Source organism: Kineococcus sp. NBC_00420, assembly GCF_036021035.1.
Classification (GTDB): domain Bacteria; phylum Actinomycetota; class Actinomycetes; order Actinomycetales; family Kineococcaceae; genus Kineococcus.
On the sequence record NZ_CP107930.1, the window covers coordinates 1,649,166 to 1,668,631 of the forward strand.

Annotated in this window: 21 protein-coding genes; 11 read left to right on the forward strand and 10 right to left on the reverse strand. The window is 74.1% G+C overall.

Annotated features, from left to right (window positions below; translation table 11 throughout):
* Positions 1–117 precede the first annotated feature (117 nt).
* Both OG218_RS08015 and OG218_RS08020 read left to right on the forward strand, forming a co-directional pair.
* Positions 118–1,614, forward strand: coding sequence for a DHA2 family efflux MFS transporter permease subunit (locus OG218_RS08015; RefSeq protein ID WP_328292682.1), 1,497 nt, complete (start codon positions 118–120; stop codon positions 1,612–1,614).
* Between the two features lie 34 nt (positions 1,615–1,648).
* Complete coding sequence (locus OG218_RS08020; protein WP_328292683.1) at positions 1,649–2,803, forward strand: MFS transporter; 1,155 nt, start codon at positions 1,649–1,651, stop codon at positions 2,801–2,803.
* An 18-nt stretch (positions 2,804–2,821) separates the two neighbouring features.
* Here the strand turns inward: OG218_RS08020 and OG218_RS08025 are convergent, their stop codons facing one another.
* Both OG218_RS08025 and OG218_RS08030 read right to left on the reverse strand, forming a co-directional pair.
* Positions 2,822–3,130 carry a hypothetical protein gene (locus tag OG218_RS08025; protein WP_328292684.1) on the reverse strand — a complete coding sequence of 103 codons (309 nt, stop codon included), beginning with the start codon at positions 3,128–3,130 and terminating at the stop codon, positions 2,822–2,824.
* 43 nt (positions 3,131–3,173) lie between these two features.
* Positions 3,174–3,752: a TetR/AcrR family transcriptional regulator gene (locus tag OG218_RS08030; protein WP_328292685.1), complete on the reverse strand. Its 579-nt coding sequence runs from the start codon at positions 3,750–3,752 to the stop codon at positions 3,174–3,176.
* 84 nt (positions 3,753–3,836) lie between these two features.
* Here OG218_RS08030 and OG218_RS08035 point away from each other — a divergent pair, with 84 nt between their 5' ends.
* Positions 3,837–4,718: an SDR family oxidoreductase gene (locus OG218_RS08035; protein WP_328292686.1), complete on the forward strand. Its 882-nt coding sequence runs from the start codon at positions 3,837–3,839 to the stop codon at positions 4,716–4,718.
* A 4-nt stretch (positions 4,719–4,722) separates the two neighbouring features.
* On the opposite strand, the gene OG218_RS08040 is transcribed toward OG218_RS08035, so the two are convergent.
* The gene (locus OG218_RS08040) at positions 4,723–5,847 is read right to left on the reverse strand and encodes an SDR family oxidoreductase (RefSeq protein ID WP_328292687.1); all 1,125 of its coding nucleotides are present in this window, start codon (positions 5,845–5,847) and stop codon (positions 4,723–4,725) included.
* A gap of 16 nt (positions 5,848–5,863) precedes the next feature.
* Here OG218_RS08040 and OG218_RS08045 point away from each other — a divergent pair, with 16 nt between their 5' ends.
* On the forward strand, positions 5,864–6,457 hold the full coding sequence (locus OG218_RS08045; protein WP_328292688.1) for a helix-turn-helix domain-containing protein: 594 nt from the start codon (positions 5,864–5,866) through the stop codon (positions 6,455–6,457).
* Positions 6,458–6,518: 61 nt separating this feature from the next.
* Here the strand turns inward: OG218_RS08045 and OG218_RS08050 are convergent, their stop codons facing one another.
* Positions 6,519–6,665, reverse strand: a complete 147-nt coding sequence (locus OG218_RS08050) for an antitoxin (RefSeq protein ID WP_328292689.1) — start codon at positions 6,663–6,665, stop codon at positions 6,519–6,521.
* An 81-nt stretch (positions 6,666–6,746) separates the two neighbouring features.
* On the reverse strand, positions 6,747–7,100 hold the full coding sequence (locus OG218_RS08055; protein ID WP_328292690.1) for a VOC family protein: 354 nt from the start codon (positions 7,098–7,100) through the stop codon (positions 6,747–6,749).
* Positions 7,101–7,280: 180 nt separating this feature from the next.
* Between OG218_RS08055 and OG218_RS08060 the strand changes: the two genes are divergently transcribed.
* A complete protein-coding gene (locus tag OG218_RS08060; protein ID WP_328292691.1) occupies positions 7,281–8,162 on the forward strand; it encodes an SDR family oxidoreductase in 882 nt (293 codons plus the stop codon).
* 29 nt (positions 8,163–8,191) lie between these two features.
* On the opposite strand, the gene OG218_RS08065 is transcribed toward OG218_RS08060, so the two are convergent.
* Positions 8,192–8,443: a hypothetical protein gene (locus OG218_RS08065; RefSeq protein WP_328292692.1), complete on the reverse strand. Its 252-nt coding sequence runs from the start codon at positions 8,441–8,443 to the stop codon at positions 8,192–8,194.
* Positions 8,444–8,728: 285 nt separating this feature from the next.
* Here OG218_RS08065 and OG218_RS08070 point away from each other — a divergent pair, with 285 nt between their 5' ends.
* Together OG218_RS08070 and OG218_RS08075 are read left to right on the forward strand one after the other, a co-directional pair.
* Positions 8,729–9,013: a hypothetical protein gene (locus OG218_RS08070; protein ID WP_328292693.1), complete on the forward strand. Its 285-nt coding sequence runs from the start codon at positions 8,729–8,731 to the stop codon at positions 9,011–9,013.
* Between the two features lie 61 nt (positions 9,014–9,074).
* Positions 9,075–9,278, forward strand: a complete 204-nt coding sequence (locus tag OG218_RS08075) for a hypothetical protein (RefSeq protein ID WP_328292694.1) — start codon at positions 9,075–9,077, stop codon at positions 9,276–9,278.
* A 12-nt stretch (positions 9,279–9,290) separates the two neighbouring features.
* Here OG218_RS08075 and OG218_RS08080 read toward each other — a convergent pair whose 3' ends face one another.
* Together OG218_RS08080 and OG218_RS08085 are read right to left on the reverse strand one after the other, a co-directional pair.
* Positions 9,291–10,835, reverse strand: a complete 1,545-nt coding sequence (locus tag OG218_RS08080; protein ID WP_328292695.1) for a glucose-6-phosphate dehydrogenase — start codon at positions 10,833–10,835, stop codon at positions 9,291–9,293.
* Between the two features lie 53 nt (positions 10,836–10,888).
* On the reverse strand, positions 10,889–13,483 hold the full coding sequence (locus OG218_RS08085) for a SpoIIE family protein phosphatase (RefSeq protein WP_328292696.1): 2,595 nt from the start codon (positions 13,481–13,483) through the stop codon (positions 10,889–10,891).
* 159 nt (positions 13,484–13,642) lie between these two features.
* Between OG218_RS08085 and OG218_RS08090 the strand changes: the two genes are divergently transcribed.
* Positions 13,643–13,891, forward strand: coding sequence for a hypothetical protein (locus tag OG218_RS08090; RefSeq protein ID WP_328292697.1), 249 nt, complete (start codon positions 13,643–13,645; stop codon positions 13,889–13,891).
* 15 nt (positions 13,892–13,906) lie between these two features.
* On the opposite strand, the gene OG218_RS08095 is transcribed toward OG218_RS08090, so the two are convergent.
* Positions 13,907–14,653 (reverse strand): GAF and ANTAR domain-containing protein, encoded by a 747-nt coding sequence (locus OG218_RS08095; RefSeq protein WP_328292698.1) that lies wholly within the window; start codon positions 14,651–14,653, stop codon positions 13,907–13,909.
* Between OG218_RS08095 and OG218_RS08100 the strand changes: the two genes are divergently transcribed.
* The 3 genes from OG218_RS08100 (at position 14,646) to OG218_RS08110 (ending at position 17,145) form a co-directional block, all read left to right on the forward strand.
* A complete protein-coding gene (locus tag OG218_RS08100; RefSeq protein WP_328292699.1) occupies positions 14,646–14,855 on the forward strand; it encodes a hypothetical protein in 210 nt (69 codons plus the stop codon). The genes OG218_RS08095 and OG218_RS08100 overlap by 8 nt on opposite strands.
* 74 nt (positions 14,856–14,929) lie before the next feature.
* Positions 14,930–15,277: an STAS domain-containing protein gene (locus tag OG218_RS08105; protein WP_328292700.1), complete on the forward strand. Its 348-nt coding sequence runs from the start codon at positions 14,930–14,932 to the stop codon at positions 15,275–15,277.
* On the forward strand, positions 15,274–17,145 hold the full coding sequence (locus OG218_RS08110; protein ID WP_328292701.1) for a putative bifunctional diguanylate cyclase/phosphodiesterase: 1,872 nt from the start codon (positions 15,274–15,276) through the stop codon (positions 17,143–17,145). The genes OG218_RS08105 and OG218_RS08110 overlap by 4 nt, the downstream gene beginning before the upstream one ends.
* On the opposite strand, the gene OG218_RS08115 is transcribed toward OG218_RS08110, so the two are convergent.
* On the reverse strand, positions 17,108–19,345 hold the full coding sequence (locus OG218_RS08115) for a putative bifunctional diguanylate cyclase/phosphodiesterase (RefSeq protein ID WP_328292702.1): 2,238 nt from the start codon (positions 19,343–19,345) through the stop codon (positions 17,108–17,110). The two genes, OG218_RS08110 and OG218_RS08115, sit on opposite strands and share 38 nt — an antisense overlap.
* Between the last annotated feature and the right edge of the window lie 121 nt (positions 19,346–19,466).

The window sequence follows — 19,466 nt, forward strand, 5'->3', positions numbered from 1 at the left end:
CGTAACCGGGGCGGGGTCCGACAACGCTGCCGACGAGCGTCCGCCGCCGGGCTCGTCCTGACATGCTGGCGGCGTTTCCCTGGACGACGCCCTGGACGGGGCCGGAGGAGGTGGGTCGTGACCGAGTCCTCGCCGGCCGGGGTCGGCGTCGCGTACGCGAGCGGTCCCGGGCGCTGGATCCTGCTCACCACGATCCTCGGGTCGGGACTGGCCTCGCTGGACGCCAGCGTCGTCGGGGTCGCCCTGCCCACCATCGGGCGGGAGCTGCACGTCGACCTCGCCGCGCTGCAGGGGGTCGTCAACGGCTACACCCTCACCCTGGCCGGTCTGCTGCTGCTCGGCGGTGGCCTCGGTGACCGCTTCGGGCGACGACGGGTGTTCCAGGTCGGGGTCGTGTGGTTCGCGCTGGCCTCGCTCTTGTGCGGGCTGGCCCCGGACGCCCCGGTCCTCGTCGCCGCCCGGGCGTTGCAGGGGGTGGGTGCCGCGTTGCTGACCCCGGGGAGCCTGGCCGTCCTGCACGCGGCGTTCCGCGCGGAGGACCGCTCCCGGGCCGTCGGGGCGTGGTCGGGTCTGGGGGGTGTCGCCGTCGCCGTCGGCCCCTTCCTGGGCGGCTGGATCCTCGGGGTGGGGTCCTGGCGCTGGCTGTTCCTCATCAACCTCCCCGTCGCGGTCGTCGTCGTGCTGGTGTCCTCCCGCCACGTGCCGGAGTCCCGGGCGCCGCACGTCGACGGACGCCTCGACGTGCTCGGCGCGCTGACGATCACCGCCACCCTGGCCGCCCTCACCTACGGACTCGTCGAGGGTCCCGGCCGGGGGTGGTCCTCCGCCGCCGTCCTGGGGAGCCTGCTGGCTGCGGTGCTGCTGTTCGGGGCGTTCCTGCTCCGCGAGGCCCGGGCGCGGAACCCGTTGCTGCCGCTGGGGTTGTTCCGCCGACGGCAGTTCTCCGCGGTGAACGCGGTGACGTTCGTCGTCTACGCCGCGCTGGGCGGGACGTTCTTCCTGCTGCCCGTCGTGCTGCAGACCGCTGTCGGCTACAGCCCGCTGGCCGCCGGGACGTCCCTGTTGCCGGTGACCGTCGTCATGCTGCTGCTGTCGTCGCGGTCGGGGGCGCTCGCCGCGCGTCGCGGGCCCCGGCTGCAGTTGAGCGCGGGGCCGCTGATCGCCGGGGCCGGGTTGCTGCTGCTCACCCGCCTCGACGCCTCGGGGTCCTACCCGACGCAGGTGCTGCCCGCGGTCCTGGTCTTCGGGCTCGGGCTGGCCGTCACCGTCGCCCCGTTGACCTCGACCGCGCTGGACGCCGCGCCGGACGCGCAGGCGGGGATCGCCTCCGCCACCAACACCGTCGTCGCCCGGACCGCGGGCCTCGTCGCCGTGGCGGTGCTCCCCGCCGCCGCCGGCATCAGCGGCGACGACTACCTGCGCCCGGTGGCCCTGCTCGGAGGTTTCCACGCGGCCGTCGTGATCGCCGCGATCGTCTGCGCCGCAGGGGGAGTGCTGGCTGCACTGACGCTGCGCACCGGCACCGGCACCGACACCGACCAGAGCGAGGCACCCGCCCCGCACGAGATGAGCTGCGCGCTCGACGCACCGCCGCTGCGCCGAGGGGGGCGGTGAAGGCACTCCGGGTGCGGGCGAGGAGGCTCACCCGGTGAACCGCCTGCTCGTCCCCTCCGCGGCCCTGTTCTGGGGTCTGCAGTTCGCCTTCCTCAACCCCGCCCTGGCCCTGCTGCTCGTCGCGCTCTACGACGCCGACGCCCGGCAGGTGGGGTTGGTGCTGGCCCTCTACAACGTCGGCGGTTTCGCGGCCTCCCTGCTGGTGCCCGCCTACGCCGACCGCCGGGGTGACTACCTGCGGCCGATGCTCGGCTGCGGGGTGATGACCGTCGCGCTGGCGGTGGTGCTCGGACTCAGCCGCAGCCTCCCCCTCGCCGTCGTCGCGCTCGTCGTGCTCGGCGGCCCCGCCGGGGTCGGCAACTCCCTGCTCTTCGCCCACCTGCGCCACTCCGGGGCGAGCTCCTCCGACGTCATCGGCACCCGCGCCATCGCGTCGTTCGCCTGGGTGGCGGGTCCCCCGGTCGCCACCCTGGTCATCGGCGCGTTCGGCGACCGGGCCGTGCTGGTCCCGCTGGCCGTCGTCGCCGCGCTGACCGTCGGGACGGCGACGCTGATGCTGCGGGCCGACCGCTCGCGCACCCCCGGGACGAGGTCCGGCGCCGCCGACGACCACGAGCCGACGACGCGCGCGGCCGTGGCCGGCATCGTCGTGGCCTTCGTCCTGCTGCAGGCGACGAACAGCGCCGCCGTCTCGGTCATGAGCCTGTTCACCACCCGGGACCTCGGTCTGCCGGTGGCGTGGGCCGGCGCCGCCCTCGGGCTGGCCGCGGGTCTGGAGATCCCGGCGCTGCTGCTGGTCGCGCGGTTGACGAAGCGCTTCACGAACTTCGCGTTGCTGGTCGCGGGCTGCCTGGCCGGGATCGCGTACTACGCGGCGATGACGTTCGTCGGGGGTCCCGTCACGCTCCTGTGCGCCCAGGCCCTCAACGCCTGCTTCTTCGCCGTCGTCGCCGGGGTCGGGCTCACCCTCTTCCAGCAGGTGATCCCGCGCCCGGGGCTGGCCTCGGGCCTCTACGTGAACACCCGCCGGGTCGGCGCCGTGATCTCCGGCCCGCTCATCGCCTTCGGCGCGGGCACCTCGCGCGGGTACGGCGGGATCTACGCCGTCTGCGCGGTGCTCACGGCGCTCAGCCTGGTGACCGTCCTGGTGCTGCGCCGGGGACGTCGTCCGACCGCCACCGCGGGCTGATAGGAGGACCTCCCGGGGTCAGCCGAGGTGCTCGACGTGGGCGAGCAGGCGGCTCGCCTCGTCCACCCAGCCCTTGGACCGGGCGTGGCCGAGCATCCCGTCGAAACCCCGCTGCCAGTCGTCCGACGCCGACGTCCCCGCGGCGAGGCGCAGGAACCCGGGTTCGACGGCGACCTGCTCCGCCGAGTGCCCGGTGCCGGCTCCGGCCGACTCCAGGGCCGCGACGACCGCCGCCATCGTCAGCCCCGACGCCTCGACGTGGAACCGGTCGAGCACGTCGACGTCCTCGACCGCGACGGACCCGTCGTCCCCGACCCGGACGATCATCTCGTTCCTCCTCCTCGACGGGGCTCTCACCCCGGTGGACACGTCAACCGAGTGCGGCGCCGGCGGCGCGCAGTTCCTCCAGGGCGGTGGACGCGTGCGGCCACAACCCTCCGGCCTCGTCCGGCGCGGCGTCGGCCCACCGGGCGTACCCGAGCTTGAAGGCCATGACGCCCATCTCGGCGGCCAGGTGGGCGGCGGTCGAGGGGACTCCCCGCCCGACGAGGGCCTCCGTCATCGCCGCGGCCATCCCCACGCTCTTGAGCGCGTCCCGCTCCCGCAGTTCCGCGCTGGCCGCCACGGCGGCCTTGAGCCGGGGTCCGAGTTCGCGGTTCGCGGGGCCCATCTCGGCGCAGGCGCGTTCGAGACCCGCGGCGACGGCCGCCAGTGGAGCGGCCTCGGGGGGTGCCGTGGTGATCCCGTCGGCCAGCAGGCCGCTCAGCGTCTCCTGCCCCGCGACGAGCAGTTCCCGCTTGTCCGGGAAGTGGCGGAAGAAGGTGCTCTTGGTGACCCCGGCCCGGTCGGCGATCTGCGCGACCGTCGTGGCGTCGTAGCCCTGCTCGACGAACAGGTCCACGGCCGCGACGACGAGGCGTTCGCGAGCGCCGGGTTCCCATCGAGCCATGACGACATCATAGGTGACGGGACTTTTGTCCCATCAGGCTGTACGGTGATGAGACAAGAGTCCCATCACTCGAGAGGCCCTCCCGTGCGCGTCTTCCTCACCGGCGGAACCGGAACGATCGGATCGGCCGTCACGGCCGAACTGCTGGCCCACGGTCACACCGTCCTCGCCCTCGCCCGTTCCGAGGACTCCGCCCGCACCCTCACGGCCGCGGGCGCCGAACCCCTGCGCGGCTCGCTGAGCGACCTCGACGTCCTGCGCGCCGGGGCGGCGGCGAGCGACGGGGTGATCCAGCTCGCCTTCAGCCGCGACTACTCCACCGCCGACTCCGTGATCGCCGGGGTCGCCGAGGAGACCACCGCGCTGACCACGCTCGGCGAGGCGCTCGTCGGGAGCGACCGTCCCCTCGTCACGGTCTCGGGAACCCCGTGGATCCCGGGACGGGCGTCCACGGAGGCCGACCCGCTGCCCACCGAGGGCCCGGTCGGCGGTCGCGGCGCGACCGTCACGGCGATCCTGCGCCTCGCCGAGCGCGGCGTGCGGGCCAGTGCCGTGCGGATGCCGCGCACGGTCCACGACCAGGGCCGGGGCGGCTTCGCCGGGATGCTCACCGACGCGGCCCGCCGTACCGGGGTGGCCGGCTACCCCGGCGACGGGACCCAGCGCTGGCCGGCCGTCCACGCGGGCGACGCCGCGTCGCTGTTCCGCCTGGCCCTGGAGGACGCGCCCGGCGGAACCGCCTGGCACGCCGTCGCCGACGAGGGTGACGCGGTGCGCGACATCGCGGCGGTGATCGGTCGCCGGCTGGGCCTGCCCGTCGCCGCGGTGCCGGAGGAGACGTTCGGTCCGTTCGGCCCGATCTTCGCGATGGACCAGCCCGCCTCGAGTGCCGCCACCCGCGCGGGGCTCGGCTGGGAACCGGTGCACCCGAGCCTGCTCGCGGACCTGGAGAACCTCGAACCCTGACGGCTCAGGCCGGCGGCAGGACGCCCGCCGTGCGGTAGCGGTCGACCAGGCGCAGCAGCGCCCGCTCGGTGCTGACGTAGCCGGTGAACCCGGCGACCCGGCTGCGGGTCATGTCGGCCAGCACCTCGACGTCACGGCCGAGGTCGCTGTCGCTGTGCCACCAGGACGCCACCTTGGACAGGTCGGGTTCGACCAGGCCGTGCTCGGCGACGAGCCTGTCCCACACCGGTTCCGAGTCGGCCATCTGCTGCTCCAACGGCAGCGGCGTCTCCTCCGGCCCGGCCGGTTCGACCCCCAGGTGGGCGGCGAGCCGGGGCCAGAGGCGACGCCACCGGATGACGTCGCCGTTGACGACGTTGAACGCGGTGTCCGCCACCTCGGGGGTGGTGGCGGCCCAGAGCTGGTGGTCGGCCAGCTGGTCGGCGTCGGTGATGTCCACGACGCCGTTCCACTGGGTGAGCGAGCCGGGGAACGTGAACTTCCGCCCGCTCGCCCGCACGATCGCGCCGTAGGCCCCGAGGGTGGGCACCAGGTTCATGGCGTTGCCGACGGCGAACCCCACGACGGTGTGCGCGCGGTGGACGGACCAGCCGAAACCGTGAGCCGCTGCGGCGGCGAAGAGTTCGTCCTCCTGCGCGTAGTAGAAGTTCTCCACCGGCAGGCGTTCGGCGTCCTCGAGGAAGGGGGTGTCGGGCAGGTCGCCCTGCCCGTAGGCCTCGAACGGGCCGAGGTAGTGCTTGAGCCCGGTCACGAGGGCGACGTGGCGCACCGAACCCTGCGGGCCGAGCACCGCGAGCAGGTCGCGGACCATGGCTCCGTTGACCCGGACGTTCTCGGCCTCGGTGTCCTGGCGCGCCCACGCCGTGATGAACACGTGGGTCGGGGCCAGCCCGGCGAGCTTCTCCTCCAGATCGCCGCGGGAGAACAGGTCCGCGGCGACGTGCTCGACCCCGTCGACGGTGGGCGGGCGGCGCGACAGGCCCGAGGTGCGCCAGCCGGAGGCGATCAGGCGTTCCGCCAGGGCGCCCCCGGTGATCCCGGTCGCACCGACGACGAGGGCGTGGGCACCGGGCGGCGGCGTGCGGACCGGGACGGGCGCCCGGTCGGGCAGGATTTCGGGGGTCGACATGAGCACCACAGTACGCATGCCTGTCGCTATGCTGCCCATCGTGGCCGACGACGAACTCACCCCGCGACTCGCCGAGGTGCTCCGTTCGTCCCGGCTGAGCCGCGGGTTGAGCACCGCCGCGCTGGCCGAGGGCTCCGGCGTCTCCCGCGCCTCGATCGTGAAGCTCGAACGGGCCGAGTCACAACCGTCGGCGGCACTGCTGGGACGCCTCTGCCCCCCGCTCGGGCTGACCCTGTCGGAGTTGTTCGCGCGCGTCGAACGTCCGCGCGAGGACAGCGGCCGGTTGCTGCGCGCCGGCCAGGCGCCCGTCTGGACCGATCCCGCGTCGGGCTACCGCCGGGTCTCCCGGTCCCCGCTGGCAGGCGGACCGTTGCAGCTGACCGAGATCGAACTCCCCCCGGGCGCCTCGATCACCTATCCCGCCGACGCCTACCGCGACATCCACCAGCAGGTCTGGGTCCTGGCCGGTGACCTGGAACTCGTGGAGGACGGGCGGCGCCACGAACTCGGCGCCGGCGACTGCCTCGAACTGGGGCCGGCCGCCGACTGCACGTTCACCAACCACCGCGACCGCGCGACCCGGTACCTGGTGGCCGTGGCCCGCCGCTGACGCCACGCACGAGAGCCCCGGCCGGACGGCCGGGGCTCTCGCGGTCAGCTGAGCGGAGTTCTCACTCGCCGATCTTGCCGTCGGCGGCTTCCTGGGCCTTGTCGACCTGCTCGGCGTGCTTGCCGCCGGTCTTCTCGTCGGCCGCGTCCCCCGCCTTGTCGATCGCGGCGTCGCTGGCCTTCTCGGTGATGTCGCCGAAGTCGGGCATGGTCACTCCTCTGGTCGTCGGGTGGAACTCAGGTCGAACTGTGCGCCCGCACCGGGGGCCCCGCCACTCGAAACGGAACCCTCAGGCGGGCGGGGCGTAGAACTGCAGGTCGTTGCCCTCGGTGTCCTTGAACGGCGCGATGCGACCCCAGTCGTGCTCGCTGATCCCCCCGGTGAAGCGGACGCCCTGGGCCATCAGCCGGGACACCTCCTCGTCGAGGGTTCCGTCGGGCTGGAACGTGATGACCGCCCCGCCGTCCGCGGTGGCGGACGTGCCCTCCCGGGCGTTCAGCCCGAGCATCACGCCGTTGGCGTCGATCTCGCTCCAGTCCGGTCCGGTCGAGGTCACCGTCAGGCCGAGCACCTCGCCGTAGAAGTGCACCGCCCGGTCCATGTCGTCGACGGGAACCCACACGCTCGCCACACCAGTCGCCATCTCTGCTCCTCCGCAGTGGTCCCGTTCCTGAGAACGTCCCCAGGGAACGCTCCGGCGGGCTGCTCCACCGGCGGCCGCCGGACGCGGCCAGGGCCACCTTGACCCCGCCCCCGCGACCCTGCACCCGGAAACGGCTGCTCAGCCCGTGTGCGAACCCCGCGGTGCGGGTAGAGGAACACCATGGCTCCTGACCAGCACACCCCGACCGACCCGACCACGCAGCACCCCGACAGCACCCCCGGACAGACCCTCACCCACCCCGGCGCCACGTCGCGGATGACGCCCGCCCCGGACCACGGCGAGGACAGCTACGTCGGCACCGGCAAGCTCACCGGACGCCGGGCCGTCATCACCGGCGGGGACTCCGGCATCGGTCGCGCCGTCGCCATCGCCTACGCCCGCGAGGGTGCCGACGTCCTCATCGTCCACCTCCCCGAGGAACAGGAGGACGCCGACGCCACGGTGGCCCTCGTCGAGGCCGCCGGACGCCGCGGGATCAGCGTTCCCGGCGACCTGCGCCAGGAGGAGTTCTGCCGCAGCGTGATCGACCGCGCCGTCCAGGAGTTCGGGGGCCTCGACCTCCTCGTCAACAACGCCGCCTACCAGATGAGCGTCGAGGGCATCGAGGACCTCACCACGGAACAACTGCTGCGCACGTTCACGACGAACGTCTTCGCCACGTTCTGGCTGTGCAAGGCGGCGGTCCCGCACCTCGCCCCGGGGTCCGCCATCGTCAACACCGTCTCCGTCCAGGCCGACACGCCCTCCCCCGCGCTGCTCGACTACGCGATGACGAAGGCCGCCCTGGTGAACTTCACCCTGAACCTCGCCCAGGAACTCGGGGAGAAGGGCATCCGCGTCAACGCCGTCGCCCCCGGCCCGGTGTGGACCCCGCTCATCCCCGCGACCATGCCCGAGGACCAGGTCGAGGACTTCGGCACCCAGACCCCGCTGGGCCGGGCCGGCCAGCCCGCGGAACTCGCCCCCGCCTACGTGTTCCTCGCCTCGCAGGAGTCCAGCTACAGCACGGGAGCCGTGATCCGCGTCGCGGGCGGGAACTGACGCGTCGTGCGGTGACCGCGTCCTGATCGTCAGGACGCGGTGCCGCTGCCGAGTTCTTCGACGTCGAAACGTCGCTGGACGCTGTCGTCGGCGAGGTCGTCGTCGAGGTCGTCGTCGAGGTCGTCGTCGAGGTCGTCCAGCGTCGTCGACGTGGCGAAGGCGTGCGCCCGCAGGATCGAGAGGGCCTGCTGGCTGGTCACGGTGAAGCCGAGCCCCACCATCCCGGTGGCCACCCGCACCTGTCGCCGGCGGATCGTCTCGGGGCTGTCGGACCAGTCCACGTGGACCCCGGCCGGAGTTCCCGCCCGTGTCCAGGCTTTCGTGAGCACCTCCCCGGGCGAACCGGAAACGCTCGGCCGACGAGTTCGTGTCCCGGTCCCCCGGTGCCGTCCGGCCGCCGTCGCACCCGGTGTTCGCCGCGCACCACGGCGCAGCTCTCCTCGTCGTCGACCGCCGCGCCCTCGCGGGGCGGCACGGTGGGAGACGGATCGCAGGCCTGCAGCCGGAAACGGGACACGGTGCTGAAGCCCTGTGCAGGACCCTCGCGGGCGCGGTACAACTCTCGGGTGTCGGACGAGCACCCTCTGCGCCATCGCGCCCTGGCCGTACGTGGTCTCCTGGGCGACGTGTGGGGCAACGGGATGCCCGACACCCCGGACCCGTGGCTCACGATGACGACCGACGGGATCGCCTGCGACGACCTGGTGGGACGCGAGCACGGCTACGTCGTGCTCGGCGACGGCCTGGCCCTGGAGACGCTGGCGGCCCTGCTGCGGGCCCACCCCGATCCGGTGGCCGCCCGCGCCGCTCTCCCCCCGGCGCTGCGGAACCGCCTGGAGGTCACTGGTTGACCGGGGACCACTGGTGCCAGACTGGCCCCCCGAAGGGGGCCAGCGACCGGTGAGGTGGGAGATGAGCGGAGAACGTCGGGATCTCGACGAGGACCAGGTGCGCCTGCTGGGCCGGTTCGACGGCGCGAGCGCCGCCGAGGTCGCCGAGCGCCTCGGGTGCAGCCTCTCCGAACTCGCCGAGCGGCTGGTGGCCATCCGCAGCGCCCTGAGCGTGGACAGCACGGCGGCCGCCGTGCAGGCCGTGCGGGCCCGCGGCCTCATCTGAGCTGTACGAACCTCAGACCGCGGGGAAGTCCGCGGTCGCCTCGGGGCCGTCGCTCCCGGCGGGGTAGGTCTCCAGCGGCACCTCGTCGGCCTTCCACGCCGCGATCACCGGGGCCAGGATGCGCCAGCAGTCCTCCGCGGTGTCCCCGCGCACCGAGAGCAACGGGTCGCCGTCGAGCACGCCGGCCAGCACCTCCCCGTAGGCGGGGAGGTCGGAGTCCCCCAGGCGGGCGGTCAGCGTCGCCTCGTCGAGGTCGAACGGGTCGCCCGGGGCGTTCACGTTCAGGTCCAGGCTCACGGTGTCGGGTTTGAAACCGAGCCGGAGCCGGGTGGGGACCGGTGTGCCCAGCAGTCCGGCCATGAGGTGCGGGACGGGCTTGTAGGTGATGACGGCCTCCTTGCGGGCCCGGCCGAGGGCCTTGCCGGACCGCAGGCGGAACGGGACCCCGGCCCAGCGCCAGGTGTCGATGTGCAGGACGACCTCGGCCAACGTCTCGGTCTGGCGGGCGGGGTCCACGCCCTGCTCGGCGGTGTAGTCGGGCAGGTCGCGGTCCCCGAGGCGACCCGCGGTGTACCGGGCCCGTCGACTGGCCTGCGCGGGAGGACCGGCGAGGCGGGTCGCCCGCAGCAACTGCGCCTTCCGGTCGCGGAACTCCCGCTCGTCCAGTGCCGAGGGGGCGTCCATCGCCAGCATCGCGAGCACCTGCAGCAGGTGGCTCTGGATCATGTCGATGAGGGCGCCCGCGTGGTCGTAGTACCCGGCGCGGCCCTCGAGCGCGAGGTCCTCGTCGTAGAACACGTCGACGCGTTCCACGTGGCCCGCGTTCCAGGTGGGTTCGAAGATGCGGTTCGCGAAGCGCACCCCGACGGTGCCGAGCACCGTGGAGGTGCCGAGGAAGTGGTCGACCCGGTGCACGTGCTCCTCCGGGACCAGGCGCGCGACGACCTGGTTGAGCTCGTGCGCCGAGGCCTCGTCGGAGCCGAAGGGCTTCTCCATGACCAGCCGGGTGCTGGCCGGCAGGTCCCGGCCGACCAGACCCGCGCACGCCTTCGCCGTGATCGCGGGCGGGAGGGCGAAGTACACCGCGACCGGGGCGGTGCAGGAGCCCATCAGGGCCAGGAGGGCGTCGGGATCGGTGACGTCGACCTGCGCGTAGCGGCTGGTGTCGCGCACCGTCCGGGCGGCGTCCGCCGACTCCTCGCCCGCGTCCAGCGCGTCACCGAAGGCCTTCGTCACCACCTCGCGCCACCGGTCGTCGTCCCAGTCCTCCGCACCGGCGCCGACCAGTTCGAGCGAGGAGCCGTGACCGTGCGCGGGGTCCTCGTTGCGTCCGGAGACCAGGAGCCGGGCCAGGCCGGGCATCAGCAGCCGGGAGGCGAGGTCACCACTGGCCCCCAGGATGAGCAGCGTCGCGACGGGGTCCTGCCCGGAGCGCCCGTCCTGAGCGGCTCCGGCCGCGCCGTGGCCGCCGCCGGCCCCCGCCGGGTCGTCGCCGCGGCTCTCGCTGCCGCCGGTGGCCGGGTGGTCGTCGTGGTGCCGGTCGCTGTGGTTGCTCACGCGCACACCCTGCCGAGGTTCCACGTCCCGCGCGCGACGACCCGCCCGGGAGCTCAGCGCGGAACGGGCGGCGTGGCCGGAGGGGTCCGCTCCGGACCGGCCTCGGCCGGGCGGGCACCGTCGAGGCGGTGCAGCCGGACGGCGACGAGGGCGACGTCGTCCTCGTGCTCGCCCGGCAGCATCCGCTCCAGCACCCCGTCGACGAGCTCGTCCAACGTGGCGGCGGCCAGGTCCGCGACGGCCTCGCGCAACCGCAGCAACCCCTCGTCGAGAGAACGGTCGCGGCGTTCGACGAGGCCGTCGGTGAACATGAGGATCGTCGACCCGCGGTCGACCGTGATCGCCGCGTCGGCCCGGGAGGTCGAGGGGTCGATGCCGAGCAGCAGTTGGGCCGGGAGGGAGGCCAGGGAGCTCACCGTGCCGTCGGGGGTGAGCAGCACGGGCGCCGGGTGCCCGGCGTTGGCCCACCGGAACCGGGTGATGTCGCGGTGCCGCTCGTCCTCGGTCTGCTCCAGCCGGCCCACGACCACGGTGGCGGTGGTGTCCACCGCGAGGCCCGCCATGGCCGCGTCCAGCCCGGACAGGACCCCGGCGGGACTCGCGCCCGTCGTGTACGCGATGCCCCGCAGCAGCGAACGGACCTGGCTCATCCCCGCGGCGGCGGTGATGTCGTGTCCCATCACGTCGCCGATGACCAGCACGGTGGCGCCGTCGGGCGTCAGGAACGCGTCGTACCAGTCCCCGCCGACCTCGGCCGCGTGCGCGGCAGGCTGGTACCGCACCACGATCTGCACGTGGTCCGGTTCGACCGGGGACGTCAGGAGGCTGCGCTGCAACGCTTCCGCCATCCGGTGCTGCGCCTCGTAGAGCCGGGCGTTGTCCAGCGCCAACCCGGCGCGGTCGGCGATCTCGGTCGCCAGCAGGAGGTCCTCCGCGCCGAGCTCGCCGCGCTCGACGCCGTGGAACAACGTGATCAGCCCGACGGTGCGCCCGCGCGCCCGCAACGGCACGCACTCGAACGACTCCGGCGCCAGACGCCGGATGAGTTCCCGGGCCGGACTGTCGGCGGCCAGCACCCGGAGGATCTCGGCCGTCGCGCCCCGGGTGACGCCCGCCGGGCGCGCGCTCCGCCAGACCCGGTACAGGTAGGAGTCCTGGGCCAGCGCGGAGAGCCGGGTGTCGCGGTAGGCGAGGACGACGTCGCGCAGCGCCGGGTCCACGTGGTGGCAGCCGACGTCGCGCAGCCCGCCCTGCTCGTCGACCAGCGTCACCAGGCACCAGTCGGCGACCGCCGGGACGAGGTGCTGGGCCAGGCGGGCCACCGCCTCCTGGACGTCGAGGGTCGCCGTGAGGTCCTCGCTGACGGTCACGATGAGGCGCAGCCGCTCGGCCGCCGCGGCCGCCGCCGCGTGCGCGGCCTCGAGCTCCCTGCGCGCCCGCCGACCGGCGGTGACGTCGAGGAAGTAGACGGAGACGCCGTCCGGGTCCGGCCACGCGCGCACCTCGAACCAGGCGTCCAGCGGGGGCGGGTAGTAGGCCTCGAAGGTCGCCGGCTCACCGGTCGCCGCGACCCCGCGGTAGTGCGTCTCGAACGGCGACCCCACCGCGTCGGGGAAGAGCTCCCACACGCTGCCGCCGAGCAGCTCCTGCCGCGGGCGGCCCAGGACACGCTCGGCCTCGGCGTTGACGTAGCTGAAGCGGAAGTCCCGGTCCAGGGAGAAGAACGCGGACGCCATCGACTCCAGCACCCGCGCGACCCGCGCGTCGTCGGTGCGGGTGGCGGTGGTGTCGTAGGCCGCGCCGAGGAGCCGGACGCTGCGGCCGGACTCGTCGGCCAGCGCCTGCCCCCGGGCCCGCACCCAGCGGGTGGTGCCGTCGGGGCGCACGACCCGGTACTCGGCCTCGAAGGGGCCGCACTCCTCGATCGCCCGCTGCAGCGCCGCCCCGACCCGCGGCAGGTCGTCGGGGTGCAGCCGCGCGTTGAACGCCTCGATGTCGCGGCCGAAGTCGTCGGCGGCGTACCCGAACATCTCGAGCAGCCGCTCGTCCCAGCGCAGCTCCCCGGTGGCGAGGTCCCAGTCGAACGTGCCGATCCCCCCGGCGGCGACGGCGAGCTCCGAGCGCACCCGGGCGGCCTCGAAGTCGACCGCGAGCGCCGTGAGCTCGAGCTCGGTGACCGCGGCGGCGGCCAGGTCGCCCAGCACGGCGACGTCGGTCTCGCTCCAGTCCCGGGCCTGCGGACCGAAGACGCACAGCGCGCCGACGACGAAGCCGTCCTGCCCGCGCATCGGGACCCCGAGGTAGGCGCGCACGTCGCCGGAGGTGACCGACGGCAGCTGCGCGACGCGGTCGTCGGCGCTCGCGTCGGTCACGACGAGCGGCTCCCCCGCCGTGGCCGTGACGGAGCACAACGAGTCCGCCAGCGCCGTCACGCCGCGATCCTGCGCGTCGAGACCCGCTGCGGCGGAGATCGTCTGGACGTCGGAGAGGAGCGACACCTGGGCGGCCGGGGCGCCCAGCAGGCGCGCCGCGAGTTCGGCGAGCCGGTCCAGGGCCGGGTTCGCCGTCGTGGTCACCAGCCGTCGCGCCGACCGCAGCCGGGCGGTGTCGGTCTCGAGAGCGGCCAGCGCCCGTCCGTCCTCGTTCACCGACGTCGACCCCTCCACCTGACGGGCGGCGGACGCGCACCCTCCGCCCGATCGTCGCACGCGTCCTGCCCACCACGGACGGGTGGCGTGTGGAACGGTGGGGTGGGGGACGTCGGTCGAGCAGCGGCCGGGGGCTCCGTCGCAGGACGAGGTCGGACCGTGTCCCAGCACCCCCCGCACTCCCGGCCCACCACCGACGACCCGCCGGGTGACCTGAGTCCGCTGCAGGTCGCCGTCGGTCGGATGCTCGTGCTCGGGTACTCGGGTACGGAGATCGCCAGCCGGCTGCGCTGCGACCTCGACGAGGTGGTCGCGGTGGCGCGGTCGCTGCGGGCCCGCTACGACGTCGCCAGCACGGCGGAGGCGGTGCGGCGGGCGGTGGTCGGCCAGGACCTCTTCCGGCCCTGACCGCTCCGGGTCCGGCTAGTGCCCGGGACGCCCGGCGGCGTTCTCGACGACCTCCGTCGCGATGTCGCGCAGCTTGCGGTTCCGGTGCTGGGACTGGGTCGCCAGGTGGGTGAAGGCCTCCTCGGGCGTGCAGCCCAGACGGCCGACGAGCACCCCCTTCGCCTGCTCGATGACCGCGCGGCTGTTCATGGCGGTCTGCAGGTTGACCGCCAGGTCGGCCGTCGAGGCGTAGAGCGCCGCGTTGGCCAGCGCGACGGCCGCGTAGCCGGCGAAGGCCGTCGCCAACTGCTCCGCCTCGGCGTCGAGGGGTGCAGCGCCGAAGCGGTAGACGTTGATGGCGCCCAGCACCCGCTGCGGCATGGGGAGGCCGATGCTGAGGGTGCTGCGGACCCCCTGCCGCGCGGCGGCCGCCGCGAAGCCGGCGTAGAGCTCCTCGTGGGCGGTGTCGTCGATGCGCAGGTGCTGGCCGCTCTGCGCGGCGTCCAGGCACGGCCCGAACCCGTCGTCGTACTGCCGTTCGTCCAGCGAGGCCGCCAGCGACCCCGTGAAGGCCGCCGAGGCGGTCTTGTCCCCGTCCACCAGCGTCACCGAGACCTCGTCGGCTCCGGGGATGCACGCGACCACGAGGTCGGCGATCCGCCGCAGGACCACGCCCAGCGGTTGGCCCAGCACGATGGCGCCGAGCTCGGCGAGGACCTCCTGCGGTTCCCTCCGCGGTCGGGTGTCGGACGTGACGTCCTCACCCTGGTCGTCCGTGGTCACGGTGCACCTCCTGCTGCTCGCCCGCCGGCTGCAGACGGCGGGGTGGGACTACCACCCGGGCGGCGGCCGTGCGCCGGGGCTGCTGGTCGAACCCCTGCAGCCGGTGGCCTCGTGGGGAACGGCTCCGCGCGCGCCGTGGGCCGACCCTAGCCCCGCGGGGCCCCGAGGCAGCGCTCTCGCCAGCCGCGGCCGACCGCGCTAGCGTGACCCCCCGGTCGAACGGTGGCTCCGGTGTCGAGGGTGGGCGCTACCCGCACTGTCCTCCGGGAGCCTCTCGTGGACTCCTCCGTTCGACGTCGCACCGTAGGAGAACTGGGTGTCCTGGAACTGGAGGGCGACGTGGACGCCGAGAGCGTCGCCGCGTTCGAGGCCTGCGTGCTCGACCTCCTCGCCGAGGTCCCTCACGTCGTGGTCGACCTGCAGGACACCGCCTTCGTCGACTGCCGTGGGCTCTCCAGCCTCCTCTCCCCGTCCCGGCTCGCCCGCTCGGCGGGTGGCACGTTGCGGGCAGCCGGGGCCCGGCCCGTCGTGACCCTCTGGTTCGACACCCTCGGCGTGAGGGGTTCCCTCGGTGTCGACGAGGTCGGCCTGTCGGCAGCCCCTTCCCGACGGGTCGGACCGTGACCGCCTCCGACGACCCACCCCGGCAGTCGCTCCTGGACGCCCTGGCCGCCCTGGCCGGGATCGCGGCGGGCGACGTCGGGACCGAGGACCTGCTGGTCGGCCTGGTCGACCTCGCCGCGCGGCACCTGGTGGTCGACGGGGCCGGGGTCGTGATCTGCGAGGGCGAGGACGTCCGGTTCGTGCACGCCAGCGACCAGGTCTTCGACGGCCCTGAGCTCGTGCAGCAGCTCCACCGGGAGGGGCCCTGCCGCGACGCGATCGCCTTCGCGGTCGAGGTCGTCGTCGACGACCTGCGGGACCCCGTCCAGACGGCGTGGCCGACGTACGTGGACCGGACCCTCGCCGTCGGCTTCCTGTCCGTGGTGGCCGTCCCCCTGGTGAGCGACGGACGGGTGTGGGGGGCTCTGGACCTCTACCGCCGCCAGGCGGGAACCTGGCAGCCCGAGGAGCTGCAGTGGGTCCGGTTGCTGGCGCACCTGGCGGCGTCCTACCTGGAGATCGCCGCCGACCGCGACGCCGCGCGCAGCGCCCAGCGGGAGCTGGCGCACGCCAGCACCCACGACGCGCTGACCGGTCTGCCGAACCGGGCCCTGCTCTTCGACCGGCTCGAGCACGCCCTGCACACCGCGCAGCGCCACCGCCGCGTCGTCGCGGTGATGTTCGTCGACCTCGACCGCTTCAAGGGCGTCAACGACACCTTCGGCCACGCCGCGGGCGACCTGGTGCTCACGACCGTCGCGGCCCGGATGGGCGCCACCCTGCGCCAGGGCGACACGTTGGCCCGGCTCGCGGGTGACGAGTTCGTGCTGGTGTGCGAGGACCTGCCGCAGTCCGGCGCCGCCGAGCTGCAGCAGAGCGTCGAGGCGGTCGTGGCACGGCTGCGTCAGGCCCTGGGGCGCTCCATCCCCGTCGGCGAGGTCGACCTCGTCGTCTCCGCCAGCATCGGCGTCGCCCTCAGCGACCAGCGCACCGACGCCGACGGGCTGCTGGCCGACGCCGACGGCGCCATGTACGTCGCCAAGCAGCACACCCCGGGACGGCTGGGCGAGTTCGCCCGCGAGACGGGACCGAACGGGCAGCCGCTGCGGCCCCCGCTGCGTCTGCTGGAGCACCAGCTCGCCGAGGCCGAAGGGCTGCGGCAGCTGCGGATCCACTACCAGCCCATCGTGGACGCCGCCGGTGCGCTGCACGCCGTGGAGGCGCTCGTGCGCTGGCAGCACCCCGTCCACGGTCTGCTGCCGGCGGCGGAGTTCATCGACCTGGCCACCCACAGCGGGTCCATCGTGGGGATCGGGCGCTGGGTGATCGCCCAGACCTGCGCGCAGATGGCGCTCTGGCGGGACCGGCTGGGTCCCGCGGCGCCCGCCACGGTCTACGTCAACGTCTGCGCCCGCGAACTGGTCGACCCCCTGCTGGGCCCCACCATCAGCGCGGCCCTGGAGCGCCACGGCCTGGACCCCGGGCACCTGGGTCTCGAACTCCTCGAGAGCAGCTTCATCGACCCCCAGGTCCTCGTCGGCCTGCAGGAGCAGCAGCGCCTCGGTCACCCGTTGTCCGTCGACGACTTCGGCACCGGGTACTCCTCGCTGTCCCGGCTCGTGGAACTCCCCGTGCGGCTCGCCAAGATCGACAAGTCGTTCGTCGCCGGGATCACCACCGACCCGCGCCGCCGTGCCCTGGTCGCCGCCGTGGTCACCGTCGCCGCCAGCCTCGACCTGCGGGTGATCGCCGAAGGGGTGGAGACCGAGGCCCAGGCGCTGGAGGTCGCCGCCGCGGGCTGCGACTACCTGCAGGGGTACTGGTGCGGGAAGCCGCAACCGGCCGAGGCCCTCACGGCGCGGTGGCTGAGCTCGACCGCCCACCGCTGAGCGCGGGCGCGGACCGGCCGCGCACCCAGGCGGGCACGTCGGCCGGCGCCAACGGGCGGCTGTGCAGGTACCCCTGGGTCTCGTCGACCCCGAGCGAGCGCAGCACCTCCAGCGTCGCCTCGTCCTCCACCCCCTCGGCGACCACCCGCAGGCCGAGGCGGTGCGCGAGTTCCACGGTGCCGGCCACGATCTGGCGCACCCGCTCGTCACCGCAGAGCCGCACCGTGAAGGACCGGTCGAGCTTCACCTCCGTCGCCGGGAGGTCGACGAGGTAGGACAGCGACGAGTACCCCGTCCCGTAGTCGTCGATGCTCAGCCCGAAGCCGCGGTGACGGATCTCCCGGGTCATCTCCACCGCCTGCTCGGGGTTGCTCATGAGCAGCGTCTCGGTGACCTCGAGGACGACGGAGCCCGGGTCCAGGCCCTCGGCGAGCAGTTCGTCGAGCAGGACGAGGAGACCCGGGTCGGCCAGCGAGCTCGCGGACAGGTTCACGGACACCCGGACCTCGCCCGTCCACGGCGCCGCCCTCGCCCACGCCGTCGCCTCCCGCAGCACGAACTCGGTGAGGTCGGCCATGTGACCTCCGCGCTCGACGAGGTCGAGGAAGGCGGCCGGCGCGAGCAGACCGAGGCGGGGGTGCTGCCAGCGCACGAGGGCCTCGACCCCGGCGACCGCTCCGGACGCGAGGTCGAGCTGCGGCTGGTAGTGCACCCGGAACTGCCGGCCGGCGTCCCCGGTGTCGAAGGCGCAGGACAGCTCGTCGGCCATCAGGGCCTCCTCGCGGCCGGCGCGGTCGATGACGTCGTCGTAGAGGCGCACGACCTCCCCCGTCGACTTCGCCTGGTACATGGCGGCGTCGGCGCGGCGCAGCAGCTCGCCCCCGTCCAGCGTCCCCGCCGGGTCCTCGGCGCGGGTCGGGAGGGCGATCCCGACGCTCGCGGACACCTGACCGGTGCCCTCGACCCCACCGGCACCCTGCACGGCGGCCGCCAGCTCGTGCGCGAAGCGCACGGCACCCACCGCGTCCGCACCGGGCAGGAGCAGGGCGAACTCGTCCCCGCCGAGACGCGCCAGCACCGCGCCCGCCGGGACGACGGCCGCCAACCGGCCCGCCGTGCGCTGCAGCAGCCGGTCGCCGACCGCGTGGCCGAACCGGTCGTTGACCTCCTTGAACCGGTCGAGGTCCAGGAGGTAGACGGCGACGTCGTCGCCGCCCTCCGCGGCGCGGTCCAGCTGCTGGCCGAAGGCGCGCCGGTTCGCCAGACCGGTGAGGTCGTCGGTGAGGGCGTCCTGCCGCGTCTGCGCCAACGTCGAGAGGTCCGAGACGAGCCGCACCACACGGGTGCTGACCCCGACCACGGCCAGCCCTCCGCAGATCACGGCGACGCCCGTGGACTGCGGGGGCAGCCGGGTGGCGAGCAGGATGATCGCGACGCTGGCCAGCAGCACGACGAACGTGCCGACGGTGAGCGACTGGGTCGTGGCCTCCTGGGGCCGCACCGGCCGCGCCCGCACCGTCGAGGCCCAGGCCACGACGACGCAGAACAGCCCCCACCCCGACGACGACCACGCGCCGTGCAGGAGGTCGAACGCCGTCGCCACCTCCACCGCCATGAGGAACACCACGCCGAGGGCGATCACCCAGATCCGCGGGTCCCGGACCAGGCCGGCCATGATCGCGACGGTCAGGGTCGTCCCCAGGACGATGAAGAGGGCGGAGGAACGGGCCACCGACAGGTCGAGGACCCACCAGGGCAGCAACTGCTCGCGACCTCCGGCGCGCCAGGCGATCACGAGGTGGAGCAGCGCCGAGACGGCCAGGCTCGCACTGATCCCGTTCAGCCAGTCCCCCGGGTCGGCGAGCCTCGTGCTGGTCCGGTTCCAGACGATGAGCCCCTGGTACACCAGCACGCACGCGAGCAGGCACGACGCGCTCAGCACGACGTCCCCGGGCAGCTCGAGGCCCGCCCGGCCGCTCGCCCCGGCCAGGGCGCTCAGTCCGAACTGCGCGAGCGCTCCCGCGCACACCACCGCGGTGGCCCGCGCGAGCCACCGCCACACCGCGCGCTCGTCGTCGGTCGTCCCCGCCTTGTGACGCAGCACCACGACGGCGAGGCCCACCCCGACCAGGCGCAGACCGGCGGAGACGATCTCCCCGGCGACAGCCGTCGCGGGGAGCAGGACGAGGACAGCGCTCACGAGCAGCACGGAACGGAGCAACGCCGGGCGGCGCGCACCGGTGGGTCGCGGCGACGCGGACGGGCTGCTGGGGTGGCGCACGGGAACCTCACCGACTCGATCGTGATGATCCCCGGCCTGT